The 17104-nt window shown below is 64.9% G+C and carries 12 protein-coding genes and 3 pseudogenes; 7 read left to right on the plus strand and 8 right to left on the minus strand.

All coding sequences use genetic code 11. The features are described 5' to 3' along the window. Positions 1 to 13 precede the first annotated feature (13 nt). Together ABZS43_RS19600 and ABZS43_RS19605 are read right to left on the minus strand one after the other, a co-directional pair. Complete coding sequence (locus ABZS43_RS19600; protein ID WP_355037341.1) at positions 14 to 727, minus strand: ABC transporter ATP-binding protein; 714 nt, start codon at positions 725 to 727, stop codon at positions 14 to 16. Next, a complete protein-coding gene (locus ABZS43_RS19605; RefSeq protein WP_355037342.1) occupies positions 724 to 3726 on the minus strand; it encodes a branched-chain amino acid ABC transporter permease/ATP-binding protein in 3003 nt (1000 codons plus the stop codon). Before ABZS43_RS19605 ends, ABZS43_RS19600 begins: the two co-directional genes overlap by 4 nt. Before the next feature lie 1725 nt (positions 3727 to 5451). Between ABZS43_RS19605 and ABZS43_RS19610 the strand changes: the two genes are divergently transcribed. Together ABZS43_RS19610 and ABZS43_RS19615 are read left to right on the plus strand one after the other, a co-directional pair. Further along, positions 5452 to 6006, plus strand: a complete 555-nt coding sequence (locus tag ABZS43_RS19610; RefSeq protein WP_355037343.1) for a reverse transcriptase N-terminal domain-containing protein — start codon at positions 5452 to 5454, stop codon at positions 6004 to 6006. 18 nt (positions 6007 to 6024) lie between these two features. Further along, a complete protein-coding gene (locus ABZS43_RS19615) occupies positions 6025 to 6201 on the plus strand; it encodes a hypothetical protein (RefSeq protein WP_355037344.1) in 177 nt (58 codons plus the stop codon). Positions 6202 to 6431: 230 nt separating this feature from the next. Here ABZS43_RS19615 and ABZS43_RS19620 read toward each other — a convergent pair. Together ABZS43_RS19620 and ABZS43_RS19625 are read right to left on the minus strand one after the other, a co-directional pair. Then, positions 6432 to 6692, minus strand: a pseudogene (locus tag ABZS43_RS19620) (transposase); the annotation flags it as partial. Between the two features lie 183 nt (positions 6693 to 6875). Further along, the gene (locus tag ABZS43_RS19625) at positions 6876 to 7940 is read right to left on the minus strand and encodes an IS630 family transposase (RefSeq protein WP_355037345.1); all 1065 of its coding nucleotides are present in this window, start codon (positions 7938 to 7940) and stop codon (positions 6876 to 6878) included. Between the two features lie 806 nt (positions 7941 to 8746). Between ABZS43_RS19625 and ABZS43_RS19630 the strand changes: the two are divergent. The 3 genes and pseudogenes from ABZS43_RS19630 to ABZS43_RS19640 form a co-directional block, all read left to right on the plus strand. Beyond that, positions 8747 to 8845, plus strand: a pseudogene (locus ABZS43_RS19630) (hypothetical protein); the annotation flags it as partial. Positions 8846 to 8875: 30 nt separating this feature from the next. Continuing rightward, on the plus strand, positions 8876 to 9718 hold the full coding sequence (locus ABZS43_RS19635; protein ID WP_355037428.1) for a transposase: 843 nt from the start codon (positions 8876 to 8878) through the stop codon (positions 9716 to 9718). Between the two features lie 199 nt (positions 9719 to 9917). Next, positions 9918 to 10064, plus strand: a pseudogene (locus ABZS43_RS19640) (IS1380 family transposase); the annotation flags it as partial. Positions 10065 to 10138: 74 nt separating this feature from the next. Here ABZS43_RS19640 and ABZS43_RS19645 read toward each other — a convergent pair. From ABZS43_RS19645 to ABZS43_RS19660, 4 genes are read right to left on the minus strand one after another with little or no spacing between them, the layout of a single operon-like run. Beyond that, positions 10139 to 10936, minus strand: a complete 798-nt coding sequence (locus ABZS43_RS19645; protein ID WP_355037346.1) for a crotonase/enoyl-CoA hydratase family protein — start codon at positions 10934 to 10936, stop codon at positions 10139 to 10141. Continuing rightward, complete coding sequence (locus tag ABZS43_RS19650; RefSeq protein ID WP_355037347.1) at positions 10936 to 12084, minus strand: thiolase family protein; 1149 nt, start codon at positions 12082 to 12084, stop codon at positions 10936 to 10938. The genes ABZS43_RS19645 and ABZS43_RS19650 overlap by 1 nt, the downstream gene beginning before the upstream one ends. 12 nt (positions 12085 to 12096) lie before the next feature. After that, complete coding sequence (locus ABZS43_RS19655) at positions 12097 to 13245, minus strand: acyl-CoA dehydrogenase family protein (protein ID WP_355037348.1); 1149 nt, start codon at positions 13243 to 13245, stop codon at positions 12097 to 12099. 6 nt (positions 13246 to 13251) lie between these two features. Next, positions 13252 to 14793 (minus strand): fatty acid--CoA ligase family protein, encoded by a 1542-nt coding sequence (locus ABZS43_RS19660; protein WP_355037429.1) that lies wholly within the window; start codon positions 14791 to 14793, stop codon positions 13252 to 13254. 172 nt (positions 14794 to 14965) lie between these two features. On the opposite strand from ABZS43_RS19660, the gene ABZS43_RS19665 reads away from it, so the two are divergent. Both ABZS43_RS19665 and ABZS43_RS19670 read left to right on the plus strand, forming a co-directional pair. Continuing rightward, positions 14966 to 16036 (plus strand): acyl-CoA dehydrogenase family protein, encoded by a 1071-nt coding sequence (locus tag ABZS43_RS19665; protein ID WP_355037349.1) that lies wholly within the window; start codon positions 14966 to 14968, stop codon positions 16034 to 16036. Further along, positions 15937 to 16941: an NAD(P)-dependent oxidoreductase gene (locus ABZS43_RS19670; protein ID WP_355037350.1), complete on the plus strand. Its 1005-nt coding sequence runs from the start codon at positions 15937 to 15939 to the stop codon at positions 16939 to 16941. The genes ABZS43_RS19665 and ABZS43_RS19670 overlap by 100 nt, the downstream gene beginning before the upstream one ends. Positions 16942 to 17104: the final 163 nt, after the last annotated feature.

Genomic DNA, 17104 nt, shown 5'->3' on the forward strand with positions numbered 1-17104 from the left:
CAGGAATCGAGCGTCAAGGGACCGGCGGCGACGCCGTGCCGCCGGTGAGGAACGACTCCTCCAACTCGGTTTGTCGCCGGAGCGCCTCCTCGGCGGTGCCGGACCAGGTGACGCTTCCGTGATGGAGCACATAGACGCGGTCGGCGACAGCGAGGGCCTTGCGTATGTGCTGCTCGACGAGCAGCACCCCGAGGCCCTGATCCGCGGCTTGGCGGACGGCGGTGAGCAACCGGTCTACGACCTTCGGCGCAAGGCCGAGGCTCAGTTCGTCGGCGAGCAGGACGCGAGGCTTGCGAGCCAGCACCCGAGCGAGCGTCAGAATCTGCTGTTGCCCGCCGGAAAGCAGCCCGGCTCGGCGATCGAGGTGCTCTTCGAGCTCGGGAAACATCTCGATCGCGGCCTGCGGATCGACGCGGGCCAGCCGCAGGTTCTGCCGAGCGGTCATGCTGGCGATGACGGACCGCTCTTCGGGAACGAACCCGAGTCCGTTGCGGGCGCGGCGGTACAGCGGAGCCCGCACGTCGACACCGTCTTGCCGGATGACGCCGCCGATCGGCGGCAGCTCTCCGGCCAGGCTGAGCATCGTCGTGCTCTTGCCCGCACCGTTCGGACCGATGAGGGCCACGACCTCACCCGCGTCGACCACCAGGTCGAGGTCGTGGACCACCGGGCCCGCTCCATAACCGGCATTCAGGCCGACAGCTTCCAGCAGGGGTGCGGCGCTCATGAGATCACCTCCGAGACCGAGACGAGGCCCGGTGTAGTCGACGTCGTCGATGCGGTGGACGCAAGCTCTTCGGCCTCCGCCTCCCCACCCAGGTAAGCAGCGAGGACAGCAGCGTTGCGCTGCGTCTCCTCCGGTGTGCCGTCTGCGATGCGCTGCCCGTGGTCGAGGACCACGACGCGGTCACAGACGCCCATGACGAAGGCCATGTCGTGCTCGATGAGCAGAACCGCCAGTCCCCACTCGTCGCACAGACGGCGTACCAGGGCGGCGAGCTCGCGGCTCTCGGTCTCGTCGAGGCCGGCCGCAGGTTCGTCGAGCAGCAGGACCGAGGGGCGGGCAGCGATCGCTCGAGCGATGGCGACGAGCCGGCGACGCCCGTAGGGCAGTGACGAAACGCGGGTGTGCAGGTCGTCCTCGAGTCGGAACTCCCGTACCGCAGCTGCGGCGGCCCCGCTCAGCTTCAGACGGCCGGGCCGCAGCAGTGAGGTGAGGTAGCCGAGCCCGTCACGAGAGTCGCTGGCGGCGGCGATGTTCTCGAGGACCGTCAGATCGTCGAAGAGCTCGAGGCTTTGGAAGGACCGGCTGAGGCCGGCGCGTGCGCGCTGATGAGCCGACAGCCCGTCGAGCGATCGGGACGACAGCGACACCTGCCCCGACGCGGCCTTGGCGTAGCCGGTGAGCGCGTCGACGACGGTCGTCTTGCCCGCCCCGTTCGGGCCGATGAGCCCGACGATCTGCCCGGGGGGAACCTCGAAACTGACGTCGTCGACAGCCGTCACCGCACCGAAGCGGACGGTCAGCCCCGACACGTTCAGGCTCTCGGGACGGACCTTGGCCTCGTCCCCCGCGGGGGCGAGGACATCTGCCGGGCGACGCGCTCGAAGGGGTAACCGGGCCGTGGCATGGGCGATGTCGGAGGCTATTCCGCCTGCGTTCTTGATGATCAGCACGATGAGTAACACGCCACCGATCAGCGGCACGTACAGATCGAGCTCGCGAAGCCACCCCGCCACCCGGTCCGCCTGCAGCAGACCGAGCACGCCGATTGCCACCGCGACCGCGAGTGGCAGGAACTTCCACGCACCCGTCCGCTTGGGCAGGTTCCGGTGCACGGAGCGGCCGACCAGCAGACCGACCAGCACCGAGGCGGCAACGGCAACGGCCTTGACGCCGCTCCCGAGCGTTATCAGCCGCTCGCTGACGAAACGGCTGATCGCGGCGCCGAGCGCAGCCGGCATGAGCTGTGCTCCGAACAGGGACCCGGAGACGTAGCCGACCCCGCCGACAACGGCGAAGGCCACCACGAGGATGGATTTGAACGCGTCGAACTCGCCGGAGCCGAAGCCGAGGGTTCGCTGTTGGAATGACAGGACGATGCCACCCAGACCGGCGATTGCCGCCGACAGGGCGAAGGCGTAGATCTTGGCCCCCACGACGCTGATGCCGAGTGACGACGCGGCGCGTTCGTTGGTGCGGACCGCGATGAGGCGGCGGCCCGCCCGGCTGCGCCGCAAGTTGGCCACCAGAAGTGCGCAGATGACAAAGCATCCGAGGGCGAAGAATGCGTAGGACGTGGGGTGGTCGATCCGGTCCAGGCTGAACCCGAACAGCCGCACCTCGCCCTGGACCACCGTGCCTTCGCGGGTCTTGCTGAACTCCGCGAGGAAGCCCCCGACCTCGACGCCGTCGGGCGAGGGCGAGGTATAGGCCCGCTTGAAGGCGATCTGCTCCACCGCCACCGCCAGGCTCAGGGTCACCACGGCCAGATCCAGACCTCGGGTTCGCAGCGCCGGGAGTGCGAACAACACCCCGACCGGCACTGTCGCGAGGACGCCGAGCAGCACGGCAAGCCAGAACGGTACGTCGGTCGTGGCCACCAGGCGGCCGGCGACGAGCGCTGCCACGCCGGAGAAAGCGAGCTGACCGAGCGAGAGCTGACCGGTGTAGCCGACCAAGACCACGACCGACAGCATGATGATGGCCCAGGCGAGGTTCGCCGTGAGTGCGTTGGTCCAGTTCTCGCTGAAGATCGTCAGCATAAGGACACCGAGGATGCCGATTCCACCGACGAGCAGCCAGGGATTCACGCGCCCAGTGCCGAGCTCCGGCCTGCCCTCGGCTTCGTGCCCGCGCCCGGGTATGGCACTCCCCCGCAGTGTCAGCACCGCGACCACGACGGCCAGCGGCATGGCTTTCTCCACGCCTTGCAGCCAGTCGTACCGATCGGCCAGCTGCACCTTGGCCTCCAGCTCGAGCAGCGCCAGCCCCACGGCGCCGACGATGACCAGGGGGAAGGAGCGGAAGGAGCCGACGACAGCGACTGCCAGGCCGGGGACGATGAGCAGAATGAGGTTGGTTGCCGAGAGTGGGCCCTGCTGGGGCGCGATGATGATGCCCGCGACCCCGGCGATCACGCCGCCGCCGAACCAGCCGGAGCCCGCGATCACATTCGGGGACCAACCCAGCGTGGCCATGGCGCGCGGGTTCTCAGCGGCAGCCGACACGGCGAGACCCGCTGTCGTCCAGCGGAAGAACGCCCAGAGCCCAGCAGCGACCAGCACGGCTCCGGCGAGGACGAGAAGGCGGTTTATGCCAACGTCGGTGCCGAGCACGTTCACCTGACCGTCCGACAGGACGGGCAACGTCGGCTTGGACTCGGTGCCGTAGATCAGCACCACGAGCGACTGGAGCACGATGAGTACGCCGAGGGTGGCCACCGTCCGCGTGAGCGGCGCCGCATTGCGCAGCGGCCGCATGACGAAGACATGGGTGGCGAGCGAGAGCGCTCCGGTGAGCAACACGGCGAACACCGCAGCGGGCCACGCGCCCCACGACTCGCGAAGATCGTTGAACACATAGGCGCTCAGCATCAGCATCGCGCCCTGCGCGAAGTTCAATACGCCGGAACCACGGTGGACCACGACCACGCCGAGGGCCACCCAGGCGTAGACACCGGCAGCCCCAAGGCTCAGCACGGCGTACTCCAAAAAACTGGACATTACTTCCTTCGTTTGCAGCAGATCGAGTGACGCCGATCGCCGGTATCAATCGTGGTGATCCAGGCCACACTATGCCATCAGAGGATCCTCTTTCACAGTCCTCACGCCCAAATTCTCACATCAGGGCCGATATATGTCAGCGATAGCCGGAAATCCTTGGCCTTAATTGCCGTCTACAGATGGTGCGGCGGCCGCGTGATCCTTCGGGCTCGCCGACGAACGCGTCCGCGAGCGCGCACCGGAACCTTGTTCGACTCGCGGCAGAGCGGCACAAAAGTCAGGCTCGTCGACCAGCCGCCGTTTGGGGCTCCGGCGAGCGTGCGGCTCGCCACAGAGTCCGAAAAGCAGGACGATCAACAGTTGCAATCGTGTATTCCAGCGACGTGTTCGCGGTGATTACCCCGGACAACTCAGAACTGTTCGGGTGGCCACCCGGAATGCGGCTGATCGTGCGCAAGGAGCGCCCGGTGCGCCGTAAGGCGCTGTTGATCCGAATGGAGGTGAGAGACCGTGCGCCACGAGGCGGTGTGTGTCCGTGTGCGGGTGTGAAGCCCGCGCCGCCGTTCCGTCGCAGCGGAGCGGTAGAAGCTGGGGGCAGCCGGGTCCGGTGAGACGACCGGGCTTGGTGGTAAGCAGCCCCGACAACGACGGGACGTACCGGCACTACCCGACGGTGCGGGTCCGGCAAGCGAGACGGGAAGGTGGACGCGAGGAACCAGCAGTGTAAAGCCCCTCAAGACCTCCGCCAGCTCGAAAACCCGGTGGATCTGGGCTGGATTGCGGTGCGCACCGCCTGTATGGGCGGGAACTCGTGGATCGGATTGATCTTGCCGGGCGGGAGGCCACGGTGAAGGACTGCGGCGTAGCCGTGGCGATGCCGCAGGGGCAAAGCTGGCCGCCTCACCCGACGAACGGAACGCAGTGAACGTGGGAACCACCTCGGAGCTCCCGCTTCGAACCCGCCCTCCAGGTGGGTCGGCAGGGAAGGCGCGTCGTCCGCCGATGGCCCGAGGCGGGGCGGAGAGCCGGTAGTAGTCGGAGGACGGGGTGCGACACGAGGTCGCACGAGTTGAGTGAGCTTCATCGAAGGAGGTCGGCGGATGCCGAAGATGTAGTTACGGATCAGTGTTCGAAGATCTGTCCCCGGGCCTGACGTGCGTCGCCGGTAACGGTGGGGTGCGAAGCTCAGGTCGGAAGGCTCGAGGGCTCCCGTTCCATCCGGGAGTTACAAGTCACGGGGAAGGCCGGAAGGGTGAACAACCGTGAACCCCTGATGAGACCTCGTCATCGGAAACCCGCAGATGGGTAGTAGTAGCGGGGCCAAGGACTGGTCGCTGAAACGCGCAGGCGCCGACCGGAGGACTCTAAGCCGGTCGGGAGAACACCGCCGTCCTCGGGGTATAGGGGGCACCCGACCCGGCCGTATCTCATTCGTGTGGAACGTGACAACCCCGTTGGAGTCCGGCGACGTTTGCGTCGTCGGCAAGCCGACCGTGAGGAAGGCCCGATTCTCCAGCGGGCGCAGGATGGCCCAAGAAGCCGATGCCGGTGGCCGAAAGGCAGCGGGAAATCGAGACGTTCGTGGTCGGCTCCTCCGCCGACGGGTTTCGCATAACCGGCCGGATACGGGCATCGCCCGGACCCGAAAGGGTGCTGACGTGGGCCAGGTGAGCCTGTGAAGAGACGACGACAACGACACCGGAACCGAAGGACAAGTTGGACACCATGATCGAGGCAGCCGCGGCGGTCGATGACGTCATGGTGAACGGACCGGAGGACGACCTTCTCGATTGGCAGTCGATCGATTGCCGAGCCGTCGAGGGCGAAGTACGGCGTTCGAGGCAGAGGATCTTCACGGCGACGCAGGCGGGCGACCTCAAGAAGGTCTGCAATCTGCAGAAGTTGATGCTCCGATCCCGGGCGAACACGCTGTTGAGCGTGCGGCGGGTGACAGAGATCAATGCTGGCCGCAAGACGCCCGGGGTGGATGGCCGGGCGGTGCTATTGGCTCAGGAGAACGCCGAACTGGCCGACTGGGCGCAGCATTGCTCGTCATCGTGGACGCCTCGAGCGGTCAAGCGGGCATTCATCCCGAAGGCGGGCGGGAAGCAGCGCCCGCTCGGAATCGCGGTGATCGCTGATCGGGTGCTTCAAGCGTGGGTAGTCAACGCGCTGGAGCCCGAGTGGGAGGCACGGTTCGAGCCGAAGTCATACAACTTCCGGCCGGGCCGTGCTTGTCAGAACGCAATTTCGGCCTTCTACCTCACGTTGAAAGGTTAAAATCCGCAACGCGTGTGGGTGTTGGACGCGGACCTGAAAGCGGCGTTCGACCGCATCGATCACAACCATCTGCTCGCTGCGCTGGCCACGTTTCCCGCCCGGGGACTGGTGGCCGGTTGGCTGAAGGCGGGAGTACTCGATCGCGGTCGTTTCGCCCCGACCGAGGAGGGCACGCCCCAAGGCGGGGGTCAGTAGGCCTCCAACGCAATGGGTAATGTTCGTCCTCCAAGTCGGTGGTGTCGGTGTTCGGGGTGTCGTGGCCGGTGCGTTCCCGGATGGGGACGCGGTGGCGGATGGTGATCTTGTCGGAGCCCGATCAGGACGTCTTTGACGAATAGTCGTAGCGCGTTGGCGTTCGGTGACGGTCGAGATTTCGGCTTTGCTGTGGAGTTGGCCGAGGAATCCCTCGAGGTTGGCGGCGAGCGAATCGTTGCGACGATACCGCGCTGACGTGGGTGGTGGCGGATCGCGCGTGTGGAGTAGCCCTTGTCGGCCAAGACCCGCCGTGTCCGTGTCCAGGGTCGACCTCGGCCCACGCGCGGCATCCGGGTCCTGGCCAACACCTGGGTGAACATGGTGCAGTCGTTGACGTTGCACGCGGTCAACACCATGCTCACAGGTCGTCCGAGCCCTTCACAGGCCAGATGGATCTTGGTGGTCAGCCCACCACGGGAACGACCGATAGCATGATCAACTGGTTCGCTGTACCCGCCGCCGGATCCGTTGTTCCCCTGGGTGAACCACACGCGTACGCCCACCCGCGGAATGCTGATGGGCGCGCACGATCGTCGAATCGATCGACACCTCACGATCGAGATCGAGTTCGGCCACTGCCGCGGCGACCACCCGCACCTTGCCCACCACCATCCCTAGTGCCCCGTATTCGAAGTGTTTGGGCGTTGGGCTTTGGTGAGGATCTGGTCGGCGGTCTTGGTCCAGACGAAGGGTTTGGCTCGTGGGTTCCAGCCGTTGATGAACGTCCGGATTTTGGTGGTGAGTTCTCGGACGTTGCGGAAGGTTCCGCGGTGGATGGCTTGGCGTTCGATGATGCCGAACCACACCTCGACCAGGTTCATCCACGACGCGGAGGTCGGGGTGAAATGCACTCGGATACGGGGGTTCTCGGCGAGCCAGTCCCGCACTTCGGCTTTCTTGTGGGCGGCGTAGTTGTCCATCACCAGATGCAACTCCCGGCCCGGATAGACGCGGGCGAGGTGGCGCAGGAACGCAAGGAACTCCTGATGACGATGGCGCGGTTTGCAGACACCGGTGACCTTGCCGGTCGCGATCTCCAAGGCCGCGAACAAAGTGGTGGTGCCGTGGCGGATGTAGTCGTGGGTTTGTCGCTCGGGAATACCGATCTGCATCGGCAGCGTCGGCGCGGTCCGGTCCAAGGCTTGGATCTGGGACTTCTCATCGACACACAGAACGATCGCGTTCTGCGGCGGGTTCAGATACAGCCCGACGATGTCGGTGACCTTGCCCGCCAACTCAGGATCGGTGGAGAACTTGAACGTCTCCGCCCGCCACGGCTGCACTCCGTACTCGCGCCATACCTTCGACACCGTGCCGTGCGCGATCCCCAGATGCTCGGCCAACAGACGCGAACTCCAATGCGTCACACCATATTTCTTCGGCGGCGGAGTCAACGTGGTGGTGATCAACTTGTCCCGATCCAACGTCCGTGGCCGTCCCGAACGATCCTCATCACGCAAACCCTCTACCCCGCCGGCCTGGTAACGAGCACGCCAGTTGATCACCGTCTGACGCGAGATACCGAACCGGCGCGCGATCTCGGCGTGCGCGACACCATCAGCTGCCAACACGATGATCCGAGCCCGCAACACCAACCCGGCCCTCATCGACTGCGACCGGATCCAGCCCTGCAAGACCTCCCGATCACCCTCACCCAACACCAGAGCAGCAGCCCGCACCCGACAAATTCAACCAGACGACCACACTGTCCAACAACTTCGAAGGCGAACCACTAGAGTGCCGTTACGCGACCACCGCCAGAACCCGGTTGTACACCGTGGTTTTGAGCGCCAAAGTCGGGATCTGGCGCACTTTTCGTGATGGGCGTGGCCAAGTTTGGAGGGTGGCCCGGGTCTCGGGGATGATGTCCGGCTGTGTGTTGATCATGTTGTGCGCGTGCTGTTTCCGCACCTGGCCGGGGTGGTGGTCGAGGCGGTCGAAGAGGTGGCGGGCGCGGTGTGTGTCCGAGCGTCCGCACTGGCGGCGACCGTGGTCTGTTCGCGTTGCGGGTGTGAGGCGAACAGGGTGCACAGCTGGTACGAGCGTCGCTTGGCCGACGCGCCGGTGGGTGGACGGCGGTTGGTGGTGCGGCTGCGGGTGCGGCGATGGTTCTGTGATGAACGATCTTGTGGGGTAGCGACTTTCGTGGAGCAGGTCGCGGGGTTGACGGTGCGGCACGGGAGGCGGACACCGTTGTTGCGGGCGATGTTGGAGGGGATCGCGGTCGCACTGGCAGGGCGGGCCGGTGCCCGGTTGGCCGCCGGGCTGCATGCCTCGGTGAGTCGGTCCACTCTGCTGCGCCTGCTCGAGGCGTTGCCGGATCCGGCCGCGACGACGCCACGGGTGTTGGGGGTGGACGACTTCGCGCTGCGGCGCGGTCATAACTACGGCACCGTGTTGATCGACTGCGAGACCGGCACCCCGGGAGTTGTTGGCGGGCAGAGACGCCGCGACACTGGCGAACTGGCTGGCGGCTCATCCTGGGGTGGAGGTGATATGCCGAGACCGTTCCGGATCTTATGCCGAAGGAGCCCGGGTCGGCGCCCCGGACGCGATCCAGGTTGCCGACAGGTTCCACCTCTGGCAGAACCTCGGCAAAGCCGTCGAGCGCTGCGTGGCACGCCACCGCGACTGCCTGCGCGCCACCGAGCCCGAGTCAGTCACCCCGTCGAATCCTCAGCCTGGTGATGAGGAGCCTGTCGGCAGGTTCGCTCAGCGCGCTCAGCGGCATCACAGGCAGGTTCACGATCTGCTCGCCGCAGGACACAGCATCCGCGGTATCGCTCGCGGCTTGGGCTGGGGCCAGCGCACGGTGCAGCGCTACGCCCGCGCGGCCACCTGGCAGGAGTTGGTCGACGGCAAGTGGAAGGGTCCGCGTCCCAGCAAGCTGGACCCGTTCAAGCCCTACCTGCGTCAAGCTTGGGAAGCAGGATGTCGCAATGCTGTGGATCTGCATCGGGAGATCACCGAGCGCGGCTACAACGGCAGCTATTCGCTGGTGCGCCGCTACCTGGAACAACACCGCGACAACCCGGAACCCATCGCCGCGAGGCCACCGACAGTCCGGGAGGTCACCGGGTGGCTGACCCGCCATCCCGACACCCTCGGCGAGGACGACCGGCCGCGACTGAAAGCCGTGCTGGAACAGTGCGCCCAGCTACAGGCCGCCGAGAGACACGTCCGTGCTTTCGGTGAGATCGTCACGACGTTGCAGGGCCAACGGCTACCGGACTGGATCGCCGCTGTCCGCGCCGATGCCTTGCCCGGCCTGACCTCGTTCGCCAACGGGCTCGAATCCGACTTCGATGCCGTTGTCGCCGGTCTGACCACGCACTGGAACTCCGGCCCCGTCGAGGGCCGGGTCAATCTCATCAAAATGATCAAGAGACAGATGTTCGGCCGAGCAGGACTTCCGCTGCTACGAAAACGCCTCCTACTCACGGCCGCGCAACGCTGATACCGGCAACCCCACGGTCACCCGGCCATCACGAAAAGTGAGCCAGATCCCAGAATTCGCGCTCAGAGCCATACACCGTTTTCCAGGGCCCGTACCGTTCGGGCAGGTCCCGCCAGGCAACGCGCACGCCGGGTTCTGCGAGCGGCTCGCAGAGACGGACCGGTGGCCACACCTGCGCCGCGCTGCGAGCCGACTCAACCATCCCGGCGGGCAGTTGCGGTTCACCCACCGCGACGGACTGCGGTTGGCCGCGTTCGTCACCAACACCTCCCGAGGTCAGCTCCCCAACCTGGAGTTTGGCCACCGGCAGCGGGCTCGTTGCGAGGACCGCATCAAAAACGCCAAGTCCGTCCGTGTCGATCGACAGGGACGGACACGCGTTGGCGTTCAACTTGGCAGGGCAGAACAGTTCTCGGGCGGCTACCGCGATTTCCAGACGGGTGCACGCTTCTCAGCGAAGGCCAGTGGGCCTTCCTTTGCGTCCTCGCTGTTCATCAGCTTCAGCCATTCGGCCTCGGAGTCTGCCCACCTGCCGTTTTCGGCCGGGCGATCACCGGCCTGGATCTCGAGTGCGATTCGCTTGCTGGCCTGAACCGACAGCGGCGCGTTGACCGCGATCCGTTCCGCGAGCGCGAGGGCGGCTTCGACCACGGTGCCATCCGGCACGACACTGTTGATCAGGCCGTATTCGCGCGCCTTCACAGCCGTGATCGGGTCGCCCGTCAGGATCATCTCCATCGCCAGGCGCTGAGGGATCTGGGCGGGCAGCCGGAAAACCCCTCCCGCGCCTGCGAGCAATCCCCGCTTGACCTCGGGGAGCCCGAAGCTGGCACTGTCCGAGGCCACGATGAGGTCTGCGGACAACGCGAGCTCGGTACCACCACCGAGAGCGGTGCCGTTTACCGCGGCAATCGTGGGCTTGCTGATGACATGGCGGACGAAACCTGCGAAGCCCCAGTGTTCGTTGCCGGGTGCGGACAAGTTCTCGCCACGTGAGATCGCTTTGAGATCCGCACCGGCGCAGAAGGACTTGTCACCGGCGCCGGTGATGACGACGACGCGGATTTCCGGGTCGTTCTCGGCGTCGACCAATGCGGCGCCGACAGCGGAACTCACCGCCGAGTTGACCGCGTTGCGGGCTTCCGGACGGTTGATCGTGATCAGCAGGACGTTGCCCCGGCGTTCGGTGAGCGCGCCGACCTCGGTTGCCGCCGACATCACTTCACCAGTTCCAGGATCGTCGCGTTGGCCTGGCCGCCACCCTCGCACATGGTCTGCAGGCCATAACGAATGTCGTTGCGGCGCATATGGAAAATCAAGTCGGTGAGGATCCGCGCACCCGACCCACCGAGCGGGTGGCCGAGGGCGATCGCACCACCGTTGGGGTTGAGCTTCTCGTCCGGCGCGCCGATCTCTTTCTGCCAAGCCATCGGCACCGGCGCGAAGGCCTCGTTGACCTCGAAGACTCCGATATCGTCGACCGTGAGACCGGAACGTTCCAGTGCCTTCTCGGTCGCGGGGATCGGTGCACTGAGCATCATCACGGGATCGGCGCCGGCCACCACGGCGGTATGTACGCGGGCGATCGGAGTCAGTCCGTGTTCGCTCGCAAACTCGTCACTGACGATCAGCAATGCTGCCGCACCGTCGGAGATCTGCGAGGAGTTGCCGGCGTGAATCACACCGTCCTCCTTGAAAACCACCTTCAAACCAGCCAGCTTGTCGACGGTCGTGCCTCGCCGGATCCCCTCATCCTTCGACACCACGGTGCCGTCCGGCAGAGTAACGGGAACGATCTGCTCGTCGAACAGGCCGGCGTCCTGGGCCGCGGCCGCGCGCTCGTGCGAGCGAGTCGCGAAGGCGTCCACATCAGCCCGCGACAACGCCCACTTCTCGGCCATCATCTCGGCACCGAGGCCCTGATTCGGAGAAGTGTTGTTGTATCGCTCCAGGAACTGAGGGCTGACCGGACTGCCGCCCACTGAGGCCGCCGCACCCATCGGCACTCGCGACATCGACTCGACGCCACCGGCAACCACCGCTTGGTAGTGACCCGCGAGCACGCTGGCAACCGCGAAATTCAACGATTGCTGCGAGGATCCGCACTGGCGATCGACCGTGACACCCGGCACCGTCTCCGGCCAGCCGGCTGCCAGGACCGCGTTGCGGGCGATGTCATGGGTCTGCTCACCGACCTGACCGACACACCCCCAGATGACATCCTCGATCAGCGCCGGATCGATACCCGCACGCTTGACCAGCTCTTGCAACACGACCGCCGACAGGTCGACCGGGTGGATCCCGGACAAGCCCCCGTTGCGTCTTCCGACCGGCGTCCGGACAGCCTCGACAATTACCGCACCCATTGAATTTCCTTTCTACAGTCCGAGCGAGCGCCCGATGATTTCTTTCATGATTTGAGTCGAGCCGCCGTAGATAGTCTGAATTCGAGCATCGGCATACGCCCTGGCGACCGGATATTCCATCATGAATCCATAGCCGCCATGCATCTGCTGGCAGGTGTAGATGAGCCGCTGCTGCAGCTCGGTGGTCCACCACTTCGCTTTTGCGGCGTCGACGCCATCGAGGGTGCCCGCGTTGAGCGCGGTGATACACCGGTCGACGTACACCTGCGCGAGATCGACCTCGGTCTCGAGCGTGGCCAGTTCGAATTTGTTGGACTGGAAGGAACCGATCGGAGCACCGAATGCTTTGCGGGACTTGACATATTCCAGGGTAGTGTCCAGTACCGACCGGCACGACGCGACCGCGGTGACAGCGATCGACATTCGTTCCATCGGCAGGTTCCGCATCAGATGCAGGAATCCCTTGCCTACCTCACCAACTATATTCTTTGCTGGCACCCGCACCGCGTCGAAATTTAGTTCCGCAGTGTCCTGAGAGTGCAAGCCGAGTTTGTCCAGGTTTCGACCGCGTGTAAATCCGACCATGTCGCGTTCCACGCCCAGAAGAGTGAATGCGTTGCTGGCCTTGGCATCGGGGTCAGTTCGGGCCACCACGATGACGAGATCGGCATGGATACCCGACGAGATGAAGGTTTTCGAGCCTGTCAGCACCCAGTCGTCGCCGTCTCGATACGCCGAGGTGCGGATTCCCTGCAGGTCGCTGCCCGCACCCGGTTCGGTCATGGCTACCGCGGCGACCAGCTCGCCTCTCGCGAATGCCGGCAGCCATCGCGCCTTCTGTTCGTCATTGGTGAGTTCGAGCATGTAAGGCGCCAGCACATCGTTCTGCAGGGTGAAGGCCGGGCCATCGGAGGAGGCGCGAGCCGATTCCTCGGCGACAATGACGTTGTAGCGGAAATCGCCGGCCACCCCACCACCGCCGAACTCCTCCGGAACCGAGAAGCCAAGCACCCCGAACTTGGCGGCATCGACGTACAACTGCTTGTCGATGATGCCGTCTTTCGCCCACTGCTCTTGATGCGGAGTCGCGTAGCGGGCGAGAAACCCCCGTACCGTTTCGCGGTACTGGTGATGTTCACTGTCGAAGATTTCTCGTTGCATGTTCGTCTACCTTCCCGATGCCGCTGCGGCTGTTCTGGACTCGTCGATCTCCGAGACCATTTCGAGAAGGCGCCGCCGGTCGACCTTCAGCGAAACGCTTCTGGGAAGCTCCGCCACCGTGTAGACCCGAACGGGGATCTCGTACGCGGTGAGCTGAGCACGGCAAAACGCCTTCAGCTCGTCCTCGGTGACCGGCGCGGCACCATCGACCAGCTCGACGACGCCGACGGGCACATTTCCGAGCCGCTCGTCCTCGCGCCCGTAGACAGTGGCGTCGAGAACTGCATCGTGGGCGCGTAGTGCTTCGGCCACTGTTTCCGGCTGAATCTTGAAGCCGCCGCGAACAATTACATCGTCCGCGCGACCATCGATATAGAGAAAGCCGTCCTCGTCCACATGGCCGAGATCCGAGGTTCGGACCCAGTCACCCTTCCCTGTTCCAGTTTGACTGGAGCTCACTTCGAGTCGGCCGGATTCTCCGAGCGGCAGGATCACTCCGTCGTCGCTGATGACCCTGAGCTCGACGCCAGGCATCGCCCGCCCGACACTGCCTCGCTTTTCGGCCCACCACTGTCCATGCATGGGCTTGGTCCACCCGGCGATCGCCCCCGAGAACTCGGTTGCTCCGTACATGACCAGTACCGGAATGCCGTACTTGGCGGTGAACTCGTCGGCGAGATCCGGATTCACGAAAGTTGTTCCCGCTGTGATGGCACGCAAGCTGGCCAGGTCGGCGGCCGGCACATCGGCGCTGATTACCGCTCGCATCGCTGCCGGCGGCAGACCGGCAACCTTCGGCCGATGTTCCCGCACCGCCGCGCACCAACCTTCGACCGTGAAGCGGGGCAGCATGACAAAGGGCCGCGCCTCGGCCAGATTCTGGAGCACACCCCACAGACCTCCGATATGTACGATCGGAAGTGTTACCAGTGCCACGCGACCGGTGAACGGTTTCTGATCATCGGGTCCCGCCGCGCCGGTATGTCCGTGCACCGCGGTAAGCGCGGCCTCGAGCTGGCGCCAGGTGAGCGGGATCCGCTTCGGCGGTCCGGTGGTACCGGAGGTGAACATCTCGACCCCGACCGGCTCGACGATCGCATCTTCCGAGTGCGGCGAACCGTGCCGGTCGACACCAGTCATCGGAATGACCTCCACCCCGTCGACAGCGAACCCGATCATGTTGTCGACTTCGGCCGCGGACCGAAAGAGTGGCTCGTTCCACATGTCCGCCGAGGCCAGAACGGCACGGGGACGAGCATTGGTCATATCGTTTCTCAGTCGCATCACCGGCTGCATCGGGTTGAGGGTGATGACAGTGCGCCCCTCGCGAAGGATGGCGATCAGCGCGGCTATCGACTCCATCCGGTTGTCCAGCACGACACCGACTCTGCTGCCCTCGCGGCAGCCTGCTTCGTTCAGTGCCGCATCCAAGGTCTCGGCCAGCGCACGGACCTCTCCCCAGGTGAACCAAGTTTCACCCTGCTGGATCATGGCGGCGGCGTCGTCGGCCGCCCATAGCCGTGCCAGCGCGCTCCTGATGCTCGTCATTCGTTCCCTCCCACTTATGCGGTAGCGGGCCACCGAGTCGGAACGCCGCGTTTTGCTGCGCCCGGCCATGTCGATCGCCATGATCACGCATCCGGAATCCCGGCTGTCGTATGCTCTATTCAGAAGATAGCTGACATGGTTAACTAGGTCAACATTCACGAGGAGGGATGCTGTGGACTTCGCACTGAGCGCCGAACAGGAAGATCTGGCCGCTGGCGAGCGCGCCTGGCTGGCCAAACATGACCCCATCGCCGCCCGACGACCTGACATCGACTCCGGTCCGGCGAGAATTCCCGACGACGCCGCAAAGCACCTGGTGGAGTCCGGCCTTATCGGCCTGCTCACAAGCGATATGGGAGGAACACACGTCGACCTTGCGGTGCTCGTCGAAGAACATGGCCGTGCCGCCAGCCCATCTCCACTCGCCGAGCTCGCACTGGCCACCGCGACCCTCGAAACGTTGCCACCGCAGCTCGCGGCCCTCGCTAACGCGAACACCACCGGTGCACAATCGATCGCACTCGTTATCGGATCATCGGAAGGCGTACCGCTGACGACCGAGATCCGAGGTGGCAATCTGAGGATCACCGGCACCACGAGTCCTGTCACGGCAGCACTGGACGCGACCGGATTCTTGCTCGCGCTGACATCACAGGACGAAACCGAAATTCTCGTGCACGTGGCCAGCGACACCGCTGGCCTGAGCCTGCGAACCCTCTCGACCCTCGATCTCACCCGGTCGTGGTCCACACTCGACCTCGACCTCACAGTGTCAGAAAAGGACTGGACAACGGTTCCCACGGGCACCGTCTCCCATCTGTCGGATGCCCTCGCCTTCTACCGCAAGATGGACGCACTCGGGGCGGCGCAGCGACTGGTCGACCAGACTGTCGAGTACGCCGGTCAGCGCACCCAGTTCGGACAGCCGATCGGCGGATTTCAGGCCGTCAAACACCATTGTGCCAACATGACGCTGCAAACCGAGGCTGCACGATCCTCATTGTGGGCCGCTGCGGTCGCTCTCGATGGGAATCAGCCGGCGCAGCGCGCGGTGGCAGTATCGGCCGCGGCAGCGTATGCCGGAGACGCAACCTCGACAGTCGCTTCGACCGCACTGCAAGTGCACGGCGGAATCGGGTTCACATGGGAGCACGATCTGCATCTGTTGGCCCGCCGGATCAAAGTAGACGAATTGCTGAACGGCTCGGTCAGCTGGCACCGCAGGCGGCTGGCCGGAGCGTGATCCGGGTGAAACAATCGCAACCGGAGGAGATTGCCGTGGCCCGACGAGTAGTCGTCACTGGCGGAAGCGGGAAGCTCGGCAAGGCAGTCGTGGCTGAACTGCGCGCACACGGGTGGAAGCCGGTTGTTGTAGACAAAGTGCCGCACCCCGACCGCGAGGTTGCGTCAGTGGTCGCCGACCTCCGCGACCTCGGCCAAGCGACTGAGGTCCTCAGCACAGTCGACAGCAGATTCCGCCGGGTTGACGCACTTGTCCATCTGGCGGCCGTTCCCGGACCAGGACTAGCTACCAACTCGGCGACATTCGAGAACAATCTCATGACGACCTACAACCTGTTCACTTCCGCGATTCGCGCGGGCGTGAACACGGTCGTGTGGGCGTCGAGTGAGACACTGCTCGGCATTCCGTTCACCGCCGCACCTCCCTATCTGCCGGTCGACGAGAACTGTCCGGCAAGGCCCGAATCGTCGTACTCGCTTGCCAAGCATCTCGAGGAGACGATGGCCACCGAGGTAGCACGGTGGAATCCGGATCTGTCGCTGACGGCGCTGCGACTGTCGAACGTGCTGGACGAAACAGATTACCCGCGGCTCGCCGATCACCAGGCCGACGCGACGGTACGACGACGCTCGAACCTCTGGGCATACGTCGACAAACGAGACGGCGCACAAGCCGTACGAAAGGCCCTCGAGCACGCTGTACCGGGATACCGCATGTTCGTTATCGCGAACGCCGACACGGTGGTCGAACGCCCGACGGCGGAACTCGTTGCCGAGCAGTTCCCCGACGTCCCCACTACTCGCGAATTTGCCGGACACGAGACGCTGCTCTGTATCGACAAGGCACGCCGAGATCTCAACTACGAGCCGAAGTTCAGCTGGCGCGATTCTCTGCGCGGCAACTGAATTGGCTTGCGGTCCGGCCTACCGATGCCGCAGCCAGCCACGCGACTCGGACGCCCGCGCGATCCCGAATTGGACGAGAAATTGATGACAGCTGCGCTGCTCGAATACGCCGAGCTCGGGATGGGACGCTGTGGGAAGACGAGTTCTTCGAAGCCGACGACAG

Origin of the sequence: Nocardia sp. NPDC005366, from assembly GCF_040606855.1 — a bacterium.
Taxonomy (GTDB): Bacteria; Actinomycetota; Actinomycetes; order Mycobacteriales; family Mycobacteriaceae; genus Nocardia.

Bases quoted from the DNA above. Each gene is read 5' to 3' on its own strand.
- ABZS43_RS19600 (WP_355037341.1), bottom strand. From the start codon at position 727: ATGAGCGCCGCACCCCTGCTGGAAGCTGTCGGCCTGAATGCCGGTTAT.
- ABZS43_RS19605 (WP_355037342.1), bottom strand. From the start codon at position 3,726: ATGTCCAGTTTTTTGGAGTACGCCGTGCTGAGCCTTGGGGCTGCCGGT.
- ABZS43_RS19610 (WP_355037343.1), top strand. From the start codon at position 5,452: ATGATCGAGGCAGCCGCGGCGGTCGATGACGTCATGGTGAACGGACCG.
- ABZS43_RS19645 (WP_355037346.1), bottom strand. From the start codon at position 10,936: ATGTCGGCGGCAACCGAGGTCGGCGCGCTCACCGAACGCCGGGGCAAC.
- ABZS43_RS19650 (WP_355037347.1), bottom strand. From the start codon at position 12,084: ATGGGTGCGGTAATTGTCGAGGCTGTCCGGACGCCGGTCGGAAGACGC.
- ABZS43_RS19655 (WP_355037348.1), bottom strand. From the start codon at position 13,245: ATGCAACGAGAAATCTTCGACAGTGAACATCACCAGTACCGCGAAACG.
- ABZS43_RS19660 (WP_355037429.1), bottom strand. From the start codon at position 14,793: ATGACGAGCATCAGGAGCGCGCTGGCACGGCTATGGGCGGCCGACGAC.
- ABZS43_RS19670 (WP_355037350.1), top strand. From the start codon at position 15,937: ATGGGAGCACGATCTGCATCTGTTGGCCCGCCGGATCAAAGTAGACGA.